Annotated in this window: 22 protein-coding genes and 1 tRNA gene; 12 read left to right on the forward strand and 11 right to left on the reverse strand. The window is 39.6% G+C overall.

All coding sequences use genetic code 11. From position 1 onward, the window contains the following. Positions 1–47 precede the first annotated feature (47 nt). From AC1EU0_RS07730 to AC1EU0_RS07740, 3 genes are all read left to right on the forward strand, one after another. Complete coding sequence (locus AC1EU0_RS07730; protein WP_480301729.1) at positions 48–455, forward strand: hypothetical protein; 408 nt, start codon at positions 48–50, stop codon at positions 453–455. Positions 456–553: 98 nt separating this feature from the next. Next, positions 554–1,036 (forward strand): hypothetical protein, encoded by a 483-nt coding sequence (locus AC1EU0_RS07735; protein ID WP_480301730.1) that lies wholly within the window; start codon positions 554–556, stop codon positions 1,034–1,036. 120 nt (positions 1,037–1,156) lie between these two features. Continuing rightward, positions 1,157–2,458 carry a hypothetical protein gene (locus AC1EU0_RS07740; RefSeq protein ID WP_480301732.1) on the forward strand — a complete coding sequence of 434 codons (1,302 nt, stop codon included), beginning with the start codon at positions 1,157–1,159 and terminating at the stop codon, positions 2,456–2,458. 34 nt (positions 2,459–2,492) lie between these two features. On the opposite strand, the gene flgE is transcribed toward AC1EU0_RS07740, so the two are convergent. The 6 genes from flgE to AC1EU0_RS07770 all read right to left on the reverse strand — a co-directional run bounded on the left by flgE (position 2,493) and on the right by AC1EU0_RS07770 (position 7,437). After that, positions 2,493–3,851 carry a flagellar hook protein FlgE gene (gene flgE / locus AC1EU0_RS07745; protein WP_480301733.1) on the reverse strand — a complete coding sequence of 453 codons (1,359 nt, stop codon included), beginning with the start codon at positions 3,849–3,851 and terminating at the stop codon, positions 2,493–2,495. A gap of 84 nt (positions 3,852–3,935) precedes the next feature. Then, entirely contained in the window at positions 3,936–4,631 is a 696-nt protein-coding gene (gene flgD, locus AC1EU0_RS07750; protein ID WP_480301735.1) for a flagellar hook assembly protein FlgD, read from the reverse strand. A gap of 24 nt (positions 4,632–4,655) precedes the next feature. After that, entirely contained in the window at positions 4,656–5,084 is a 429-nt protein-coding gene (gene flgC, locus AC1EU0_RS07755; protein WP_480301737.1) for a flagellar basal body rod protein FlgC, read from the reverse strand. Positions 5,085–5,086: 2 nt separating this feature from the next. Continuing rightward, positions 5,087–5,485 (reverse strand): flagellar basal body rod protein FlgB, encoded by a 399-nt coding sequence (flgB, locus tag AC1EU0_RS07760; protein ID WP_480301739.1) that lies wholly within the window; start codon positions 5,483–5,485, stop codon positions 5,087–5,089. 64 nt (positions 5,486–5,549) lie between these two features. Continuing rightward, on the reverse strand, positions 5,550–6,383 hold the full coding sequence (locus tag AC1EU0_RS07765) for a CheR family methyltransferase (protein ID WP_480301741.1): 834 nt from the start codon (positions 6,381–6,383) through the stop codon (positions 5,550–5,552). Positions 6,384–6,516: 133 nt separating this feature from the next. After that, positions 6,517–7,437: a chemotaxis protein CheV gene (locus AC1EU0_RS07770; RefSeq protein WP_480301743.1), complete on the reverse strand. Its 921-nt coding sequence runs from the start codon at positions 7,435–7,437 to the stop codon at positions 6,517–6,519. A 149-nt stretch (positions 7,438–7,586) separates the two neighbouring features. On the opposite strand from AC1EU0_RS07770, the gene flgA reads away from it, so the two are divergent. From flgA to AC1EU0_RS07790, 4 genes are all read left to right on the forward strand, one after another. Next, positions 7,587–8,306, forward strand: coding sequence for a flagellar basal body P-ring formation chaperone FlgA (flgA, locus tag AC1EU0_RS07775; protein ID WP_480301745.1), 720 nt, complete (start codon positions 7,587–7,589; stop codon positions 8,304–8,306). 96 nt (positions 8,307–8,402) lie between these two features. Beyond that, positions 8,403–8,753 carry a flagellar biosynthesis anti-sigma factor FlgM gene (gene flgM / locus AC1EU0_RS07780; RefSeq protein WP_480301746.1) on the forward strand — a complete coding sequence of 117 codons (351 nt, stop codon included), beginning with the start codon at positions 8,403–8,405 and terminating at the stop codon, positions 8,751–8,753. 8 nt (positions 8,754–8,761) lie between these two features. Beyond that, complete coding sequence (locus tag AC1EU0_RS07785; RefSeq protein ID WP_480301748.1) at positions 8,762–9,187, forward strand: flagella synthesis protein FlgN; 426 nt, start codon at positions 8,762–8,764, stop codon at positions 9,185–9,187. Positions 9,188–9,397: 210 nt separating this feature from the next. Beyond that, positions 9,398–10,339: an ankyrin repeat domain-containing protein gene (locus tag AC1EU0_RS07790; RefSeq protein ID WP_480301750.1), complete on the forward strand. Its 942-nt coding sequence runs from the start codon at positions 9,398–9,400 to the stop codon at positions 10,337–10,339. 87 nt (positions 10,340–10,426) lie between these two features. Here the strand turns inward: AC1EU0_RS07790 and AC1EU0_RS07795 are convergent, their stop codons facing one another. Together AC1EU0_RS07795 and AC1EU0_RS07800 are read right to left on the reverse strand one after the other, a co-directional pair. Next, positions 10,427–10,873 (reverse strand): LPP20 family lipoprotein, encoded by a 447-nt coding sequence (locus AC1EU0_RS07795; protein ID WP_480301752.1) that lies wholly within the window; start codon positions 10,871–10,873, stop codon positions 10,427–10,429. Further along, a complete protein-coding gene (locus AC1EU0_RS07800; protein WP_480301753.1) occupies positions 10,870–11,493 on the reverse strand; it encodes a FlgO family outer membrane protein in 624 nt (207 codons plus the stop codon). Before AC1EU0_RS07800 ends, AC1EU0_RS07795 begins: the two co-directional genes overlap by 4 nt. Before the next feature lie 130 nt (positions 11,494–11,623). Between AC1EU0_RS07800 and AC1EU0_RS07805 the strand changes: the two genes are divergently transcribed. From AC1EU0_RS07805 to AC1EU0_RS07825, 5 genes are all read left to right on the forward strand, one after another. After that, positions 11,624–12,844, forward strand: a complete 1,221-nt coding sequence (locus AC1EU0_RS07805) for a flagellar assembly protein T N-terminal domain-containing protein (protein ID WP_480301755.1) — start codon at positions 11,624–11,626, stop codon at positions 12,842–12,844. 96 nt (positions 12,845–12,940) lie between these two features. Beyond that, positions 12,941–13,837: a hypothetical protein gene (locus AC1EU0_RS07810; protein ID WP_480301757.1), complete on the forward strand. Its 897-nt coding sequence runs from the start codon at positions 12,941–12,943 to the stop codon at positions 13,835–13,837. 5 nt (positions 13,838–13,842) lie between these two features. After that, positions 13,843–14,736: a hypothetical protein gene (locus AC1EU0_RS07815; protein ID WP_480301758.1), complete on the forward strand. Its 894-nt coding sequence runs from the start codon at positions 13,843–13,845 to the stop codon at positions 14,734–14,736. A 99-nt stretch (positions 14,737–14,835) separates the two neighbouring features. Next, positions 14,836–14,912, forward strand: a tRNA-Arg gene (locus tag AC1EU0_RS07820). Positions 14,913–15,088: 176 nt separating this feature from the next. After that, positions 15,089–15,553, forward strand: a complete 465-nt coding sequence (locus tag AC1EU0_RS07825) for a CreA family protein (protein WP_480301759.1) — start codon at positions 15,089–15,091, stop codon at positions 15,551–15,553. A gap of 49 nt (positions 15,554–15,602) precedes the next feature. Here the strand turns inward: AC1EU0_RS07825 and AC1EU0_RS07830 are convergent, their stop codons facing one another. The 3 genes from AC1EU0_RS07830 to AC1EU0_RS07840 all read right to left on the reverse strand — a co-directional run bounded on the left by AC1EU0_RS07830 (position 15,603) and on the right by AC1EU0_RS07840 (position 18,374). Beyond that, complete coding sequence (locus AC1EU0_RS07830; RefSeq protein ID WP_480301761.1) at positions 15,603–16,706, reverse strand: response regulator; 1,104 nt, start codon at positions 16,704–16,706, stop codon at positions 15,603–15,605. Between the two features lie 323 nt (positions 16,707–17,029). Continuing rightward, positions 17,030–17,827 (reverse strand): MlaA family lipoprotein, encoded by a 798-nt coding sequence (locus AC1EU0_RS07835; RefSeq protein WP_480301763.1) that lies wholly within the window; start codon positions 17,825–17,827, stop codon positions 17,030–17,032. 142 nt (positions 17,828–17,969) lie between these two features. After that, the gene (locus AC1EU0_RS07840; RefSeq protein ID WP_121836994.1) at positions 17,970–18,374 is read right to left on the reverse strand and encodes a DUF2802 domain-containing protein; all 405 of its coding nucleotides are present in this window, start codon (positions 18,372–18,374) and stop codon (positions 17,970–17,972) included. Positions 18,375–18,381 lie beyond the last annotated feature (7 nt).

Genomic DNA, 18,381 nt, shown 5'->3' on the forward strand with positions numbered 1-18,381 from the left:
AGATTGAATAGCATTAGTTACAAGACAATGAAGAAATTGAGCATTAAATGACTACAACAACATTCCAACTAAATTTCTCTCTTGAATGGTATAGCTTAACTCAAAGCTACGGTGCTCTAACACGCTCTCAACTCCATGACTTATACTTAATCTTTACTGAGAACTCCTCAAAAAACAGCACTTTGATTCTGAGGTTCTTAGATGGCGAGGCATTCAAAGCAAAGTCCGATGTATCACAAAAAAAATGGATGCTAACGCGCCGGATTTTGAAATGCATTTATCAAGTTGATATCAAGTGTCACGCTCTAGATTTCGCTTACAAGTTAGCATTGAGTAAACATATAAATAATCACAAACATCAACCGTCCGACATTCGCTCTGTTGCGACTACCCGAAAATCAGTCAAGCAACGCACATCTATCGCTTCGCGCTATAAATACTCTTCTTATTCATAAACACGCCCTAATATCTAATAACCAAAAATTATTTTCTGAGTCTTCAATATATAAGCGATCATTAAGCGAGATTTGCCTGAATATGAAATACTAAGAATATGTCATACCAAAGTGTAACCATTTCTCCAGCCCCTAGGTGGCAAGGGAACCGATTCTTGATATCTAATGAGCAACTCGAACAGATAAGTAACGCTGCACCAACACAAGAAGATGCTCCCCAACAGATTAAATTTGTAGGTAATTTAGGAAGAACTTATATCTTCCGTTTAATGAGAAGCGCCGATAATCAAATACACTTCCATTACATTTTACCAGCAAGCCCTTCAATACTATTGACGCTGGATTGCTGTAGCCTTTATACCAGAGTTGAAGAACGAGTAAGAATAAACAAGTTTTCAATTGACTTAGAATCGCAATTTAAGCAATACATAGCTATACGTGATAACCCAGAACCACAATACATGGCAACGAGGACTATACCATTGGATAAAATTCTAACAGCAGGTCAATATCAAACAGACTTTATCGAAATGACACCTGACTTACCCGCTAACAGAAACTCAAACCAAGCTGAGGTATAAATTTTTATTGCTGCAAAATTGAGAAAGAACAACAAGCCCTAACTAATATAAAAAAGATATTTACGCTTTATTCTATAAATAAAACAGAATGGTGGCGATGCGCCTAGAGAGAGTATCGTCATGTCAACTACAGCCCAAACCTCAACTGCTTGCAGCAAACAGCCTATTGTTTTCGACCAACAAAGCGTAGGCGCAGCTTATAATCGTGCCCCTAAAAGGGTTGGAGCCACTACAACAAGCACTTATACATATAATAACACCGCATATACGGTTCGGATCGTGAGGGTATCAAAACAGGAATTCGACTGCCACAGCATCGTATCTTCACAGCAGTCCGTATTCAGACGAATGTGCTGTTTTTGCTGCACTCAAGAGCAAAGAAAAAAAGCCATAAAAGACGATTTTTCTGATGCCTTACAAAAACAATTAAATGAATATATAAGCAACAATCAACAGTTTAACTTTGACTCCAATAGCGTGGAAAAAGTTTATGATCTAGCACCAAAAACGGTTGGTCACACTACTGAGCCAACTTTACAATATGACAAAGTATCAAGTTATGCTATTAGATTAGTTAAAGTTTCAGAAAAGGAATACGACTGCCATAGAGTCGTATTTAAACAGCCATCAACCTTAAGGCAAGAGCTATGTTGCTGCTGTTCTTTAGAGCCGAAAAAAGAATTCATAAGTGATGATTTTTCTGATGCTGTAAAGCGCCAATTAAATGATTATGCAACTAAGCTAAAAAAAGACAAAACCACAGTGATTGGTCGGTCCAAAAACGAAAAAACTCCTCCCCCTAAAGCTACAGAGGTAACCGAACACAAAAAAGCAACTGAATCATCACAAGGTAAATCAACAAACGGTAGTCAAAGCTTGGTTTCAACAACTGAAACATCGAAGCCAGTTTCTGCTGCCCCCCCCGAAGAATCGACTGCAACAGCTAAGGTTAAACAAGGAAGTCAGGCAACACACAATCAACAAACATCCACTGCCAGAAGCACAGCTACCGTTTCTGAAAAATTAGTCGTGACAGCTGAAATGAACTCCGCTGCCTATACAAACGGTTCACCAGAAGTGAATGCGAAAACTAAAGGCAAAGAAACGCCTAAGAAACCAGAGCCCCAACCAACAACTGCAACGCCCAAAACTGTCGTAACAGTTGAGGCTTCCAAACCAAGCTTATCACCTGTTTCTTCACAAGTAGCCGAGGAAACTAAGCAACCAAAACCGGCTTTAACGGATGAACCTCCAAAAGCAGCCGAAGAAGCCAAACCACAACAATCAGCAATGACAACTGAGCCCAAAGAACCGGAAAAAGAAGAACTGACATTTTCTGGAGAATGGAGTGCAGAGTACAATGCAAATGGCACTGAAGATGAGAATGGATTTTTTGTTATAGATTTAGTAAAAAATAATTGAATGGCAGTGCTTAGAAACACTGCCTCTTGAAATATTATCGGATCTGAAGAATTGTTTGTTGTAGCGTGTTGTTGACTTCAAGCGTTCGCGAGTTGGCTTGGAAATTACGTTGAGCAGAAATCAAATCAACCATTTCCGTGGTTAAGTCTACATTTGATTGTTCAAGTGCTGAAGAACGAATACTACCAAAGGTACCACTATTAGGTTCACCAGCTAGTGCTTGTCCTGACTCTAAACTTGCACGCCATGACGTGTTCCCAACTTGGCTTAGCCCTTGTTCATTAGGAAATCGAGCTAATGCAATTCGAGCTAATGGAACGGTCTTACCATTACTGTAACTGGCATTGATCAAGCCATCAGCCCCAACTTGAACATTGGTTAAACGACCTACGGTAGTACCATCTTGAGTTAATTCTGTGGTTTCAAATTGAGCTGCAAATTGAGTCGGGTTATTAAACTTAAGATTTAATACTTGGCTACCATCCGCACCAGCAGGGAATCCAGCTATATTGCCTAAGCTTACCGATTTAATATTTGCAGGATTACTTCCCGTATATTTACCGGTATTGTCAAACTTAATTACAGAACCTTTCCAGCCCGCTGCGTTTGTTGCATTCGCAGTAGCATCAGGTGTTCCATCACCATTGGTATCTGTGCGATAAGTTTGTGCTGCTGGCGTGTCAATATCCAACCGCTTACCATCAACAGCGTAAAATGCCACCCAGTTACTTTCGTTATCATGTGAAGCTTGTGATGGCTTCACATAATAAGTGGTAAGCACATGCGGCTCACCTAATGAATCATAAAAGGTCACAGCAGTTGAATTATTAAAGGTATCTGAGTCTGTCGGATCAAAATTGGCGGGATCCTTCGGCTTTTGACCCGCATTCAAATTCATGCGGATGCCAATATTTTCAGTTTTTACAGGGCTACCTGCAGTATCAGGTATTTTAACTGGCTTAGTCGTTGTTAAACTTACAGAAGTAGAGTTACCATCTTTATCCACTGGTAAAGTTCGTAGATAATTCCCCGCCGAGTCCACAATAAAGTTTTCTTTGTTAACTTTAAATGCGCCTGCTCGAGTGTAAGTTAGATCATTTGAAGTAGCATTGTTTGACGTTACAAAATAACCACCACCACTAATGGCCATATCCAATGCGTTTTTTGTAAACTTCAAACTGCCCTGATGAAATTGTTGAGCAACATGAGTTGTGGTTACACCACCACCAACATTGGTTTTACCATTAGAAAAGATACTATTGGCATAAACATCAGCAAACTCTGCGCGGGAACCTTTAAAACCAATGGTGTTTGAGTTTGCGATATTATTCGCGGTGGTATTTAAATCCTTTTGAGCAGCTTCAATGCCACTTAAAGCGATGTTGAACGACATAAGTCCCCCTGTTCTGACATCAAGTCATATACTGGCGATTCCTCGCCGAATTCTTTTTCCAATTAAGCAGTTCGTACTCGCTGCTTAGCTTTCTGATACTGCTAGAACGTCGGCAAGTTTGATGCCTCCAACGCCCTTAAGATTTAAAACTGCACCCGTTTGAGCATTGCCCAATGAAACACTCGTTACGTGTGCAAAAGTTGAAGTCGGTAATTCTTGTGATTCACCATCAACGGAACCGGTAGCTTTTAATGTGTACTTGCCGGACGGCATGGTTTTGCCATCCTTATCTTTGCCATCCCACTTCACATCGATGTTGCCACCTTCACTGCCGTCCACTTTAAAAGCTTTAACTAGCTGCCCTTTTTCATCTTCAACACGGACGGTGATCTCTTTTGTCGATTTACCAGCGCTAACAACCCCTTTAACTTCGTTTGAGCCAGGGGCCAAATAACTTTCATTCGATGGAACCAATACTTTTCGACCGACAAGGCTTGACGCCTGTAGCGCCTGACTAGAAGTCATAGTCCTGTTCATATTGGTAATTTCGTTATTTAGATTCTTGATCCCATCGACTGTGGCAAATGACGACATCTGTGAAATCATCTTGTCGTTCTCAACGGGTTTGAACGGGTCTTGATGCGACAATTGCTGGCCCAATAATTTGAAAAAATCTTCTTGAGTCAGTTGCTGGTTATTATTCGATGCTGGAGTCTCAGGCTTACCCTGCAATCGCACTGAATCTAAAAACGGATTGCCTGTTTGGCTTACTGAACTCATACCTCACTCCTTTCAATCACAGAGCTATTTCCCCATGCGTAGTGTTTGCTGTAGCAAGTTCTTTGCCACATCTGCAACTTGGGTGTTCATTTGGTAAGATCTTGAGGCTGAGATCATGTCGGCCATCTCTTCCATCACATTGACATTGGGCTTATAAATAAAGCCATCGGTGTCAGCCATTGGGTGATCAGGTGAAAACTCTTTGATAAGCGGCTTATCACTTTCCACAATGCCTTTAACCGCCACTTTCATCGAAGTCGGTTGGTTATGTGCTTGAGAAGATGAAGCTTTTGCCATTTCAGCGGCAAAAACAGGATGACGAGCACGGTAAGTTTCATCGACGCTACTAGACACTGCATCAGCATTGGCAATGTTACTTGCGGTGGTATTTAGGCGTACCGATTGCGCTGACATGCCAGAGCCTGACACATCAAAGATATTGAATAAGCTCATATTTATTCGCCTCTAATTGCCTTTTTAAGTCCCATAAATTTGCTTTCGAGAAAGCCTAAAGACATTTGATATTCCAAGGCGTTTTCCATATAAGCGGCCTGCTCTTGCTGCATATCAACAGTGTTCCCGTCACCTGTATCAGGCTGGTTTGGAATGCGATATTTACTTTGAGCTTGAAGCTGGCTCTGTATGGAGAAATGATTTTGATGTGTCGCCCCAAGACCAACACCACGCTGTTTTGATGAGGCTTGTTTCAATGCCTGCGAAAAATCAACGTCTTGGGCTTTATAGTTAGGGGTATCTGCATTTGCGATATTACTCGACAATATCTCAGCACGTTTTGCGCGAATGCCTAACGTGTGCTGATGAATGCCGAGAGCTTTATCAAAACTGAGCGCCATAAAATTGCCTTTTAACTGTAATTAACAGCTAAAAAGCAATTGCTATGCCAAAAAAGAAAGGAGGCTAAGACTTCTTACGGTAGAAAATTCCTGGGCGGCAACGGATCATTTCAAAATCATCACACAGCCCAGTCATAGACTCAGATGCTCCAAGAAATAGAACACCGTTAGGATTGAGTGCGGCAGCAAATTGCCGCAGAATTTTTGACTTTGCCGTTGGTGAAAAATAAATCAGCACATTGCGACAAAAAATGACATCAAACTTTCCCAACACATTGTAATTGTCGAGTAAGTTGTGGTTACGAAAGCTAACTAAATCACGAACACTTTGTTTAACGCGCATTCCGACTTGCACGTTACTTTCAAAGAATTGGCGCTTACGTTGCTCAGATAAACCACGTGCTAATGCCAACTCATCATATTCGGCCTTACTGCACTTTTCGAGCATCGTCGGGGAAAGATCGGTGCCAAGAATTGAAACCCCGCGTTTAAAGGCTGTCGGATTCTTTTGCTTGTATTCTAGTGCACTCATGCCAATAGAGTATGGCTCTTGACCTGAAGAACAGGCCGCCGACCATATCTTAAGAGGGCGGTTTTGATCGCAATATTCTGGAAATATAGTACTTTCGAGCAGGGAAAAAGGATAACCATCTCTAAACCATAAGGTTTCATTGGTCGTCATGGCATCAATTACATCAAGCCGTAATTGACGAAGGCTACCATCAATAGATTTTTGAGCTACTTCTGCAATATCACTAAGTCCATAAAGTGTCACCAAAGGTGATAAACGACTACGTACTAAGTACTGCTTATTGTCACCTAAGACAATCCCACTATGTTGCTCTAAAAAAGCTGAGAACCTTTTGTACTCATCTTGCGTTAACTGGCGCTGCGACACTCTATTTTCCCACAATATTCGATCTTACTTTGGATTTAATGAAACATTTTTACAGCCAAAACTACTCACTGCTGCGTTTGAAGACAGCAGTTCTATGACTGTTACTTGAATATGTTTCTCAAAAAGTTAGCTTTTAGATACTCAAATGGTTGTTTACGGTGGAAGCTAATTCGTCTGGATTAAACTTAGCAATAAAGTCATTCGCACCGACTTTTTCCACCATAGCTTGATTAAACACACCACTCAGTGAAGTATGTAATACTACTTTTATATCAGCTAACTTAGGGTCATCCCTGATCTCTGCGGTTAAGGTGTATCCATCCATTTCAGGCATTTCGATATCTGAAATAATCAACGGTAATCGTGTTGAAACATTATCAGTATCTTGTGCCATACCTTTTAATAGATTTAACGCTTGCTGACCATCATTGGCCGTTTGAATCGTTAAATTTAATGCACTTAATGCGCGGACAATCTGCTTGCGCGCAACTGACGAATCATCCACAACGAGGATTTGTATTTCATCAGTTCTTTTCTCTTCGAACTTAGTTTTAACTTCGTTACTCAAGTCCGTTTTAACAGGCGATATTTCGTCAAGAATTTTTTCAACATCTAAAATTTCAATCAGTTCACCTTCTATTTCAGCCACAGCCGTTAAATAAGAAGTTCTACCCGTACCTTGTGGCGGAGGCATAATGTCTCCCCAGTTCAGGTTAACGATTCGATCTACAGAGCTAACTAGAAACCCCTGCGTGCTGCGATTATATTCTGAAATAATGATGAAGCTTTTACTGATATCCGATACTGGCTGGCCACCAGTAGCTGCACTTAAATCAATAACTGAGATGGTTTGACCACGAACGTGAGCCACACCACGAACATTTGGGTTTAGTTTAGGTAAACTCGTCAATGCAGGGCACTGCAAGACTTCCTTAACTTTAAAAACATTGATCCCAAACCTTTGTTTTCCATCAAATCGAAACAACAATAACTCTAAACGGTTTTGACCAACCAGTTGCGTTCGCTTGTTTACGGATTCTAAAACCCCAGCCATAATCTCGCCTTAGTTCGCTTACAAAGCTCAGTAATGGTGCGTATACTACCAGCAATTTTAACGTTCTGGCATAGCCGTTACTTAATATTTTACATAAAATTCATTTTACGCGTTTTTTGTCAATATTTTGACTTAAGGAGTCAATTAAATTGAATGGTCTTACCTTGAGTTCTGCGCTAGTTCGCACGTTTGTTTGGAGCTTCAGCTTACTTTGCTCTGGTCATCTTGCTGCTAAAGTCTATTCGCCAGATTTAAACACTATCTCAAAGCTGGCTATTGATACTGTTAAAGCTCAAGTAAAGGCTCCGTCGGATGCTACGGTAAATGTTAACACTCAAGTGTTAGATAGCCGCTTTATTGTTCCAAACTGTAGCTCACCGCTAAAAGCGGAAATCAGTAATAATCGAATCAAAGCACTCACTACTGTAAAAGTTAGCTGTACAAAACCAAACCAAACGTTATGGCAATCATTCGTATCCGTGAAGGTCAGTATTCTCTATCAAGTTGCCGTTGCCAACCGAATTTTATCAACAGGCCAAGTTATCACCAAAGATGATGTGGTTTTACAATTAATGGACGAAAGAAGATTAAGAGGAGCCATGTTCAACAAGCGGGAAGCGTTGGTTGGCACTCGCCTAAAACGACGCGTAGGTAAAGGTAATGTGATTTATCAACAAAATGTGTGTTACGTATGCAAGGGAGATACTGTATCTATTTTTGCCAAAAGTGAACATTTACAAATAAAAACAACTGGTGTCGCACTGCAAAATGGCAACCCAAACGATAAAATACGTGTCAGAAATCGTAAATCGAACAAAATCATTGATGTAAAGGTTGTTAGGGTTGGCGAAGTTGAAGTCAAAATGTAAAATACCTTCAATTAAAAAAAATGCATTTTTTATTAAAGTTTAATATTCAATGGCCGATAATGAGATGATCCGATCTCTAATTTGCTGGAAACTATCATGCCAATAGACACTAACAAGTTAAACCCTAGCCTTAATAATCGCGTTCAAGTACGTAAGACTGCGGTTCAAAACGAAAACACATCACAGCCCAAAGCTGCTAACGACGCTCCACGTCCAGTAAAAGGTGATTCTGTGCAGCTGACCGCTCAAGCACAACAGCTACAAAGAATGCAAACTCGCATGTCGTTAATGTCCGATGTTGACCACGAAAAAGTTTCAGGCATCAAGCAAGCTATTGCAGAAGGTCGCTATAAAATCGATGCAGAAAGCTTAGCAAAAAACATTACTAGTTTTGAATCTGAGCTCAATGCCTTGTATAAAGACAAAAACGATAACAAGGTTGACTAACCATTATAATGGATCAGATCACGTCTATTCTTGAGCAGCAACTTGGATTACTGACTCATCTAAAACAACTTATCATTGATGAAAGTGATGTTCTTTCATCACAAGATGGTGAGCGTCTGCTAGAAATTGCCAAGCAAAAAAATGAAAGTCTCAACCAGCTCCAGCAAAATAACGCTATCCTGGCGCATCCAGATACGGTTGAGTTAATTAAATCGTCTCCAGAATTACTCGAAAAATCAGAGCAAGGCAAGCGTTTACTTAATGAATGCAAAAGCCTTAACCAGCATAACTCTGAATTGATTGAGAAGAATATCGCAAGTGTTAATCGACTATCACAAGCTCTGCAAGCGAGTAAAAACTCGTCATCTCTCACTTATGATGATAAAGGACATACTTCGACAATGTCTTCAATGAATAAGAGTATTGAGGCGTAAACTTTCACAACATAAGCCCTAAAATCAAATTTCTTGTGTACACTTGAATACTACATTCAACGTAGCATTATTCCTTTTTAAAGAAAAACCTTACCTTGATTGCCGCTTGATAATTAATGAACATTATTTCACTCATTTTTTGCAAAAAAATCATGTTAAAGATAAAAAAATATTCGATAATCCATTACTTTATTGAATACCGTAAATCATATGACGCACGCTACTCTCGCTCTAACGACGGATACCTCTCCTCAACTTCCGCAACATGAAAACATAATACCGATTCAGCAATCAGCAACAGTCGGATCATTTCAGTGCGAAGAAAAAATGGAATTAAAGCAACCTTTTAGTGACTTTCATTCCACTGAAAGCCAACCAATTACACAAGATGAAAGCGTTCAAACTTTAAGTCAGTTACAGTATAAAGCCATTGAAAGCATTGAGGTTATTGAAGAATTGCAGGTTATGATGAGCAATGAAGCGTCTTGCCCTCCAGAGATGGCCTTGTTTAACAAAGGGAATGCTTCTCAGGTACAGAGAATATTCCAAGAACACGGTATCAAAAATATTACTAAGTGGAGAAAATCATGCGTCACAGATTCAGGCCTATATTACGACAGCATTTCTCCATTCTTTCTTTGTTGCAGCAACGGTAACTTAGAAATAGCAAGGACTCTTTATTCACATGGAGCAGATGTTAATGAAACTGCAGATTGCATAACCTGTCAAGCCTGTAATCAAACACCCCTGATTCTTGCATTAATGAATCAACAATTCGAAGTCGCACTTTGGCTGCTAACGTTACCCGAAATAGACATCTCAGTATTATCTAAACATCAAAAAAAAATGGACTTAGAAGAGCGGACTCAGGCACTCCTTGGCCTAAAAAAGCCTAGTGCAAATTCCACTGTCACCTTCTCGTATGATGCGTTCACGGTATTCAAAAGTTTTATCTTACCAAGACATGTACTTGTAAAAAATGATTTGCCACTCTTGAGCTTAAAAAGAGATATCCTCAATAAATTTGCAAATAAAGGGCGACAGGAAGCACATGAATTACTCGAGGTCGTAAACACTGCCATAAAGCTAAGAAAATCACATATTCAACTTTTCCAGCGTGGAGTTTATTCAGAAGCTTTCCGCGTTCTTTAAGTTGCAGCACTGTTAAATCGCCATTTACAGCGGCTTGAGCGCAGTCCTCAGCTATTTTGAGCTCATACAAATTGAGTGGATACAAAACTAAAAATAAGTGACTCGTTTTACTCGCGGGGTCTTATTTCGATGTTGATACAACTCCCACACTTTGTGGTAATCCAGTTCCAGCTCAGTGATATAAAAATCCCCTGCGACATAAGTTTTGATGACTTTTGCACCGCGAATAACACCTGTTACTGAAGAGCTAATAGCTTCGCTTTCAGTCGTCCAATCTTTCACTGTCGTTTGAGCGGTAATTTGTTGACCATAAACTTGCTCAGCTAACTCTCGGTAGGCCGCCACTTTAGACGCTTGCATCGCCATTAACACACGTTTAGATTTCGTTTTCCCCGGTTGCTCGGCCAACGGCGCATAGCCAATAGCGGTTAATTTAGGAAAGTGCTCAGGCTTTTCTGTTTCCCACTGAACATATCTTTCTGAACTAGCACAAGCTGATAACAATAAGGCGAATAGTACAACTAACTTTTTCATGGTCTTACCTGCTTATCTGAAACGGGTTCCATACCCGCTGCTTCGTTTCTGTACAACACACCATTTTTTTCTACCACCTTTTCAGCAGGAGACAAAAACTGCTCTAGCTCTGTAACGGGAATAGCGCTTGATTCAGCTGCTATGACTTGGTTATTTTCAATGTTTATGACGCGAGTGTTCAGTTTAACATCTGATAGTCCTAAGCTATATGTCGTGACCACAAGCAAGCCTATCTCAAGATCGCCTGACAGCTCCTCCCAATTTCGACTCAGCACAAACTCACCTTTGGATTTAATCATTAATCTATCGGTGACATTGGGTTCGGCAACGGTATAACCAGCACGACTAAACGTTGTCATTAATTCTTGCTGAATTTGGGCTGCAAAGCTGGCTCGCTCATTAAAATCATTGGCAGATACAGGTGTGGTTACCACTAGAGGTACATCTTTAGGCAATGCCGAATGATGGTTGGAGAGGGACAACACCACATTTGACGCCCAACTTGGAGACATCATCATCAACTCTTGTACTTTTTGTTTATGATCATCTTTGGTAATGGTAACGTGGTAACTACATGCGCTAAGTAAGACACATCCAATAGTAATTAATATTCGTTTCACTGCACTTCTCCCACCTTGCTGCACTGGTAACGGCAAAAATTGCCGCTCTACATCTGTTTAGGTGTCGTTTGCGTCATTTTTTATCTAATGTTCAATCTTAAGCAAAATGAATACCAAGTAATAAAGTGGTATGAGTTTTGTATTAGAAGCTTTGGAGAATTTATGCTGTCAAAAGGTTGGCTTTTACATGGTTATGTTGCATCGTGCGTTCGTTTTATTAGCTTTATTATTGCTAGCTCTTGGCTTTTCCCACAAAAGCACAGCGGAAGATTATTACTTTCAAGGTCAAGCACCAATAGTCAATGGCAATATCAAGCAAGCACGCCAACAAGCCATAGAATCGGCCGTACAACAAGCTAAGCTAGAAAGCGGTGTTAGAGTAAACAGTACAAGAAGCACTCTATCTGGTCAGTTAATTCAGGGCTCAACTGAACTGGCTTCAGTATACAACAGCGAGCAAGTTGAATTAGTTTCTGAGCAAACCAAAGGTGATGTTATCTATGTCAATGTTAGGATAACCAGCCATCAAAATGAGTTCCCTTTATCGGGGAAAGCCAGTATTTATCTGCCTCGATTTGTTTTATCTCATCCTGCACACCTAAGACATGGGCAATTAAATGGTTTTTCCAAAATGTTAACCGTAGAGTTTTCCGACAGTCTTAGCCAAAAAGCGAAATTATCCTTTCCTGAGTTAAGAGCTGATCAGGGCTTAAATTTAACGCAGCACTTTTTTGAAGACAACAGCCAAAAACTCCCCTACTGGATTGGAGATATGACCAATAGCCAATACGTACTTATTGGTAATATTTTAAATGCAGAAGTCGTTCCTTCACCTAAAAGCTTTCTGGGATTATTCGAAGATTGGCCAACGCGTCAGTTTCGAATAAACCTCAGCTTATTTCATAACATTAGTGGTGAAAAGATTTGGCAACGCACCTACTTCATAAATGAAGTTTGGGAATTTGAGCCAAACGAAATCATTTCAACTTCATCCACTGAATTCTGGCAATCTAAATATGGTCAAGCCATTAAGCGCCTATTTAATGAGATTGCGTTTGAGTTAGACAATCAGGTTAAAGATCGTCCATTAATGGGCGCCATTATCGCTAAAAGTAACGGTCAGTTAATTATTAATCTCGGTCGACATAATAATATTAACCTTGGAGATAAGTTAAAACTTGTGCTCAGAAAAAATTTACATACTCGCTTTCAGTCCATCAAAACCATCGCCCAAGCAAGCCCGATTGAACTTAAAGTCACTCAAGTCACTGAACAAACCGCAGTCATTGAGTGGAAAAACTCGAACAAAGTTGAAAATATTCAATTAGGAGATCTTGTAATTAAGCAGTAGCTTTCTGAAGATTAGTTGTACGGATGCCTTATTTTATCCGCATATTGCGTCTAAATAATTTATTGTGTGCGCAAGGACTTCTTCAAGGCATCCGCAATGAAAAAATTGACGCACTTCCTTTTCTTCATCCCTCTAGTTTTTTTACATAATTTGTCTTTTGCCAGTTCTGCCGTTTTTGCTGGTGGCCCTGTGTATAAAGAGCGGCATAGCAGCATTAATGAACTTAAAAACTCTGGCTTTGATACTCTGATAGTTTGGACGATTCATATCCATGATGATGGCAGTTTAAACTTTAATGAAGAGTTTCCATTGGTTGAAAATGGTCAATACATTGGCGATAACGACTATCCGCATTTTCGAAGTGATATTGCGTCTTTAAAAAAAGGCAAAACCCATATTAAACGTATCGAATTTGGCTTAAGTGCAGCAGGTTCCCCCACTTATACCAATATCAAAGCGTTATTAAAGTGCCCCAAAAATCAAAGTTGTGATATTCACAATAACATTTTATATAAAAACTTTATGGCACTAAAACGAGCCTTTCCTGATGTTGACGCCTTTAATAATGATGATGAAACAGAGTTTGATCTTAATTCCTCAGTCAAATTCCACAATATGCTGGCCGATATTGGCTTCAAATCAACCATAGTGCCCTATTCCGATCACAGCTTTTGGCAACAGTTAGTAAAAAAGGTGAATGCTCAGCACCCTAACGCCTTGGATAGAGTTTACTTACAAGGATATGCTGGTGGAACTGGTAATTCGCCTTGCGATTGGGATTTTGGGCTCCCTGTTTCTCCAGGTTTATCTTCCAATACTTCCAGTATCAGGGGCGTATATAGCGCAATGAGTCGTTGGAAGCTAACTTGCCCCAAAATAACCAGCGGTGGCTTTATGTGGCTGTATGATAATTTTGAAAACTCATCTCAACCTCATGACTATTCCCTCGCCATCGAAAGTGCTTTAAAAGTGATAACTGACAAACATGGGTGAACATAATGAAGAAACTGTTTTTAACGCTTATCTGTTTAACTCTATCTGTTTTATTTAATACATGCGAAGCAAAATCTACCATTTTTTCGGGTGGCTCTTTTTACAAAGACCGTGAAACAAGTGTCAATGAGCTCAAGTCTTCAGGCTTTGATACTGTCGTAGTTTGGACAATTCATATTAATGAAAAGGGAGATTTAAGCTTTAATGATGAGTTTCTGTTAATTCAAGATGGTAAATACGTTGGAGACAATGAATACCCTAACTTCCGAGAAGACATTGCTTCTTTAAAAACGGGGAAAACTCATATCAAAAGAATCGAATTTAGCCTAAGTGCAGAAAGCTCTCCAACTTACACTAACATCAAAGCATTACTGAAATGCGCTCAAGGAACGCCATGTGATATAAAAAACAACATCTTATATCGTAACTTTAAAGTGCTTAAAGATGAGTTCCCTGACGTTGATGCCATAAATAATGACGATGAAGTGGAGTATGATTTGGACTCAGCGGTTAAGTTTCATAATATGCTTTCGGATATTGGCTTCAAGTCCACCATTGTTCCCTCAGATCATTACGACTATTGGAAACAATTCGTCGAAAAAGTAAATGCGCATAAAGCGAATTCGTCAGATAAAATCTATCTTCAAGGCTATGACGGAGGTGAACGTAACACACCATGTGATTGGGATTTCGGTTTACCCGTGTCATTTGGATTTTCTGCCAGTGTATCGGGAGAGAACGACGTGTATATAGCACTACAGAAATTCAAACAACAATGCCCCAAAATAACCCAAGGCGGATATATCTGGCAGTATGACAATATTAGAAACTCATCTGACCCACAATTCTATTCGAAAGCAATAAGAGATGCTTTGGGTGGAAACGCAAGTACGAATTAGCTCATCCTAGCTAAGCCTGAGTATCTATTTTCAGGCTTTTTTCATCAAAAAATGATAATTTGCTTTCAAGAGCCTATTTTAGGATTATATTTAAAATATGTCCCGGTAACTCAGGTGGATAGAGTGTCGGCCTCCTAAGCCGAAAGCCGCAGGTTCGAATCCTGCTCGGGACACCATTTTCTTTGCAATATTCCATGTTTATCAAGGTTCTTGAAAAAGTCCGATACAGAGAATATTTATCAGATTCAGAAAAAGTAAATGGTGGTTAGCATTAGTTCCAACTAGCTATTTCTGGCTGGTTTTGTCAGTATGAATTTCGCTTCCACTCATTTAATACTCAATGGACAAAAAATTGAAAAAATTAGCAGTTGTTTTAAGCCTTTCGACATTTCTTTCAGGTTGTTTTGGTCAAAAAGAAGTGGGAGATGTTTCACTGGGTCTATTCACTTTGAAGGATATTAAAATTAACACGTTAGTTGACCCTGATGTCCCGGGTGTTACCTGTCATGTAGCCTCTATTGAGGCAAAGCTAAGTCTATCTGATCCTAGTGACAGTGCTATATCTTGTCGACAGACGGGTGAGATTACGCCAGAGATGATTGCCGATATAGAGAAAGGTAAATCAGGTGAGGTCGTATTCAAAAAATCAAAGAGTATCTTTTTTAAATCGATGAAGATCAGGCGCATTTACGATGCTGAACATCAAACGCTTCTGTACGTCTCTTATTCGACAAAAGAGACCTCAGGCAGTTTTAAACATAGCTTATCAACGGTGCCACTTTGGGGAACTAAGGCTTATATAAATAAGCCTCATTAAAGTAGATAAAAGTTAATTTTGAAATCAATAGACACTACAAGTTATATTTTTATACTCTCACTTCAACATAACCGCCTGTTGGAATGCTTTCATTTTTCACTAAACCGGAAAATTGATTATTGAGAAGTAACGGCTTATGCTCGGGCTTGCTTGTAGAAATGCAAAGGTTTTCACCTCGATTTAGAGTACGGTACTGGGTACTGGTTTTCACCCAGTTTTGAGCGCCAATTTGCATTGAGTCAGATAGAGCAATTGGCATTAACCCTTCCGAATTACGAATATAACTTCTCAACCCATGTCCAGCTTGCGCAATAGCTGTACGATAATTGTTTAAGTCCACAACGGCATAAATCATATCAATGTATACTTCCAGTCCCGACTTAACCATCCTGTCATTGAGGTAACTCAGCATATTAAATGGTTCAATCACTGACTGGCTTTTACCTATACGAAACGCTTGTAGCTTTTGATTAACTAAGCTCCTGAGCGTCACGCTGGCAAAAGCCGCTTTTTTGTTTTCGGGTTGAAAATGAGCCATATAAACCATGAGGTATTTTTCACTAACCAGAGTACTGTCTACCAGATAGTTACTTATATCTGCATGTTTAAAGACACTATAACTGACTTGAGCATTTGGAAAACTTAATTTAGCCGATGGAAATAATTGCTGCTGAATATGCTCTACGGCATAAGAGTTTTGCTCGATTGAAGCGATGTGCTCATCAAATTCTTGATAAGAAAGTTCATCCAATAATGCTACTGGAGTATCCGTTTCAATTTCACCCACAATGGTTTGTTGAATAGCGTTTTCTAATATCAGCATGTCATCAATGGGTTTACAAAGATAGTCACTTGCACCAAGTCGAAGCGCTTGTAACACATCAGACAGCACATTATTGCCAGAAATAACTATCGAGTGAGTACGGGGGGAAATAAGAGGAATTTCAGCGATTAAGTCTAATCCACAAGAGCTCGTGAGACTGAGGTCAGCTAGCACTAGGTCTACAGACTCTTGCTTGAGCACTTTCGTTGCAGACTCAAAATTATTAGCCGAATGGCATTTGCATCCTTGCTGAATGAAGTACTCCACCATTAGCTTGGCTTCTTCGGATTCTAGCTCAACCAGCAGTATTGACATATTTGGCAACGCCATACACACACCATTCCATTGTTAGATTCAAACCCATTTTATGCCTTTTAAAGGCTAGATTTGCTTGATATAAATATTTCATATCAGTAAGGAATATTATTCACCTTATTGCATATAGACATAAGGAAATTGTGAATGTAACAAAGTTGAATTTAAGGAAATGAGAAATTTCACTTAATTCATAGGATTTGACTGCAGAAGATTACGGCTTTCTCTAAACCATTTTTGTACACGCTATAGAGTTATAACACTAGAATTAAGGTTTTGCGAATTTTCGGAGCAAAATACTTTTGCTCCGAGTCGTTTTCATTTTTTACTGGGTTAAATCAGTCTAATTCATCAAGATAATCATCGATATCGTCATTATCTTGTTTTTTAGGAGCCTTACCATCATGCAATTTAAATTCAACATTTTGCAAATAGGCATTCTTAACAAAGCTATATGGATCAAGAGAATTATCCAATAAACGTTCTTGAGGAATTAATTCAACTCGGGCATTCAATCCTTTTAAAGCTAAACGGATCACGTTCTGTGTCGTTGATAGCTCTGATAAAGGAAAATACAAGTCATCAACCCAGCTTGTTGCAAGTTCACGAGTTACTCTAGGACCATAAGCAGGAAGCATAAAGTATGGTCCATTAGGTACACCATAATAACCTACGACTTCGCTAAAGCTTTCTTGTTTAGCTGACAACCCCATCATTTCAGCTACATCCACTAATCCAAGTAAACCGATTGTACTGTTAATGATAAAACGTCCACCTGATGTTGCCGCATTTTTCCATTTTCCTTGCAGCGTGTTATTTAATAAAGATGAGGGTTCATCTAAATTTTCGACAAAATTTACAACCCCTTTTTTTATAGGTGACGGCACGTAATCGTTGTAACCATGAGCGACAGGTTTTAAAACGTATTTATCGAGATAGTTATAATTGAAGTTCCACATCGCGCGGTTAAAGGCTTCAAAAGGATCTCTTTCATCATTATATTGAGGAGTACTAGATTTTATTGCAGGTGCATTATCTGTTTGAGCCGCTTGATTATTTTCCAGCGCCGCTTTTGACGTACATCCTGTACCTAGTGTGAGAATTAATATACAAACAAAAATAATGCGTTGACCCATGGCCTTCTTGGTTTCCTAGTTTTGTTGAAAGCGCGGGATTATATCACCCTCACCTTTGACTAACTAGAATAGTTATCAAACTTGAGGTTTGCAAAGTGGGACTTTGAATTCCGAAAATTGGAACTAGCCTGAAGAGTTCAGGCTATGCAGATTTGCTGTGAAGACGAATAAGGAGTTCAGCTTCTGCTCTAGGTAACTCACATTCTTGAACAATTTCTTGTACATCAGCACCCAGAGCAACCATTTTCATCGCGCGAGTGTATAGCCGAGACTGCGGTTCTTCTTGAGCAGCTTCATCAATTCGAGCTTCATTTTGTTTTAATTTCTTTTCCAAATCGATAACGCGTCGGCCAACACCGATTGTTCCTTTTCTTAGTTCGTCTAGCTCCCTTTTTAAGGTATCACGCTGTTTTTGACTGTCTTTGACCAAAGTGGCTAAGGCGTCTAGCTTTTTGCGCTGCTTTCCCGACTGTTTCAATAAATACAGTACCAAGCCCAAACAAGCGGTGGCATAAAACAGCGCCGCTATCAGTAATTCATTTTCCATGAACGCC

The organism is Parashewanella sp. 2210YD4-3 (genome assembly GCF_056591735.1).

Excerpts from the sequence above, each read along its gene's own strand:
- AC1EU0_RS07730 (WP_480301729.1), top strand. The coding sequence starts at position 48 with ATGACTACAACAACATTCCAACTAAATTTCTCTCTTGAATGGTATAGC.
- AC1EU0_RS07735 (WP_480301730.1), top strand. The coding sequence starts at position 554 with ATGTCATACCAAAGTGTAACCATTTCTCCAGCCCCTAGGTGGCAAGGG.
- AC1EU0_RS07740 (WP_480301732.1), top strand. The coding sequence starts at position 1,157 with ATGTCAACTACAGCCCAAACCTCAACTGCTTGCAGCAAACAGCCTATT.
- flgE (WP_480301733.1), bottom strand. The coding sequence starts at position 3,851 with ATGTCGTTCAACATCGCTTTAAGTGGCATTGAAGCTGCTCAAAAGGAT.
- flgD (WP_480301735.1), bottom strand. The coding sequence starts at position 4,631 with ATGAGTTCAGTAAGCCAAACAGGCAATCCGTTTTTAGATTCAGTGCGA.
- flgC (WP_480301737.1), bottom strand. The coding sequence starts at position 5,084 with ATGAGCTTATTCAATATCTTTGATGTGTCAGGCTCTGGCATGTCAGCG.
- flgB (WP_480301739.1), bottom strand. The coding sequence starts at position 5,485 with ATGGCGCTCAGTTTTGATAAAGCTCTCGGCATTCATCAGCACACGTTA.
- AC1EU0_RS07770 (WP_480301743.1), bottom strand. The coding sequence starts at position 7,437 with ATGGCTGGGGTTTTAGAATCCGTAAACAAGCGAACGCAACTGGTTGGT.
- flgM (WP_480301746.1), top strand. The coding sequence starts at position 8,403 with ATGCCAATAGACACTAACAAGTTAAACCCTAGCCTTAATAATCGCGTT.
- AC1EU0_RS07785 (WP_480301748.1), top strand. The coding sequence starts at position 8,762 with ATGGATCAGATCACGTCTATTCTTGAGCAGCAACTTGGATTACTGACT.
- AC1EU0_RS07790 (WP_480301750.1), top strand. The coding sequence starts at position 9,398 with ATGACGCACGCTACTCTCGCTCTAACGACGGATACCTCTCCTCAACTT.
- AC1EU0_RS07795 (WP_480301752.1), bottom strand. The coding sequence starts at position 10,873 with ATGAAAAAGTTAGTTGTACTATTCGCCTTATTGTTATCAGCTTGTGCT.
- AC1EU0_RS07805 (WP_480301755.1), top strand. The coding sequence starts at position 11,624 with ATGAGTTTTGTATTAGAAGCTTTGGAGAATTTATGCTGTCAAAAGGTT.
- AC1EU0_RS07810 (WP_480301757.1), top strand. The coding sequence starts at position 12,941 with ATGAAAAAATTGACGCACTTCCTTTTCTTCATCCCTCTAGTTTTTTTA.
- AC1EU0_RS07815 (WP_480301758.1), top strand. The coding sequence starts at position 13,843 with ATGAAGAAACTGTTTTTAACGCTTATCTGTTTAACTCTATCTGTTTTA.
- AC1EU0_RS07830 (WP_480301761.1), bottom strand. The coding sequence starts at position 16,706 with ATGGCGTTGCCAAATATGTCAATACTGCTGGTTGAGCTAGAATCCGAA.
- AC1EU0_RS07835 (WP_480301763.1), bottom strand. The coding sequence starts at position 17,827 with ATGGGTCAACGCATTATTTTTGTTTGTATATTAATTCTCACACTAGGT.
- AC1EU0_RS07840 (WP_121836994.1), bottom strand. The coding sequence starts at position 18,374 with ATGGAAAATGAATTACTGATAGCGGCGCTGTTTTATGCCACCGCTTGT.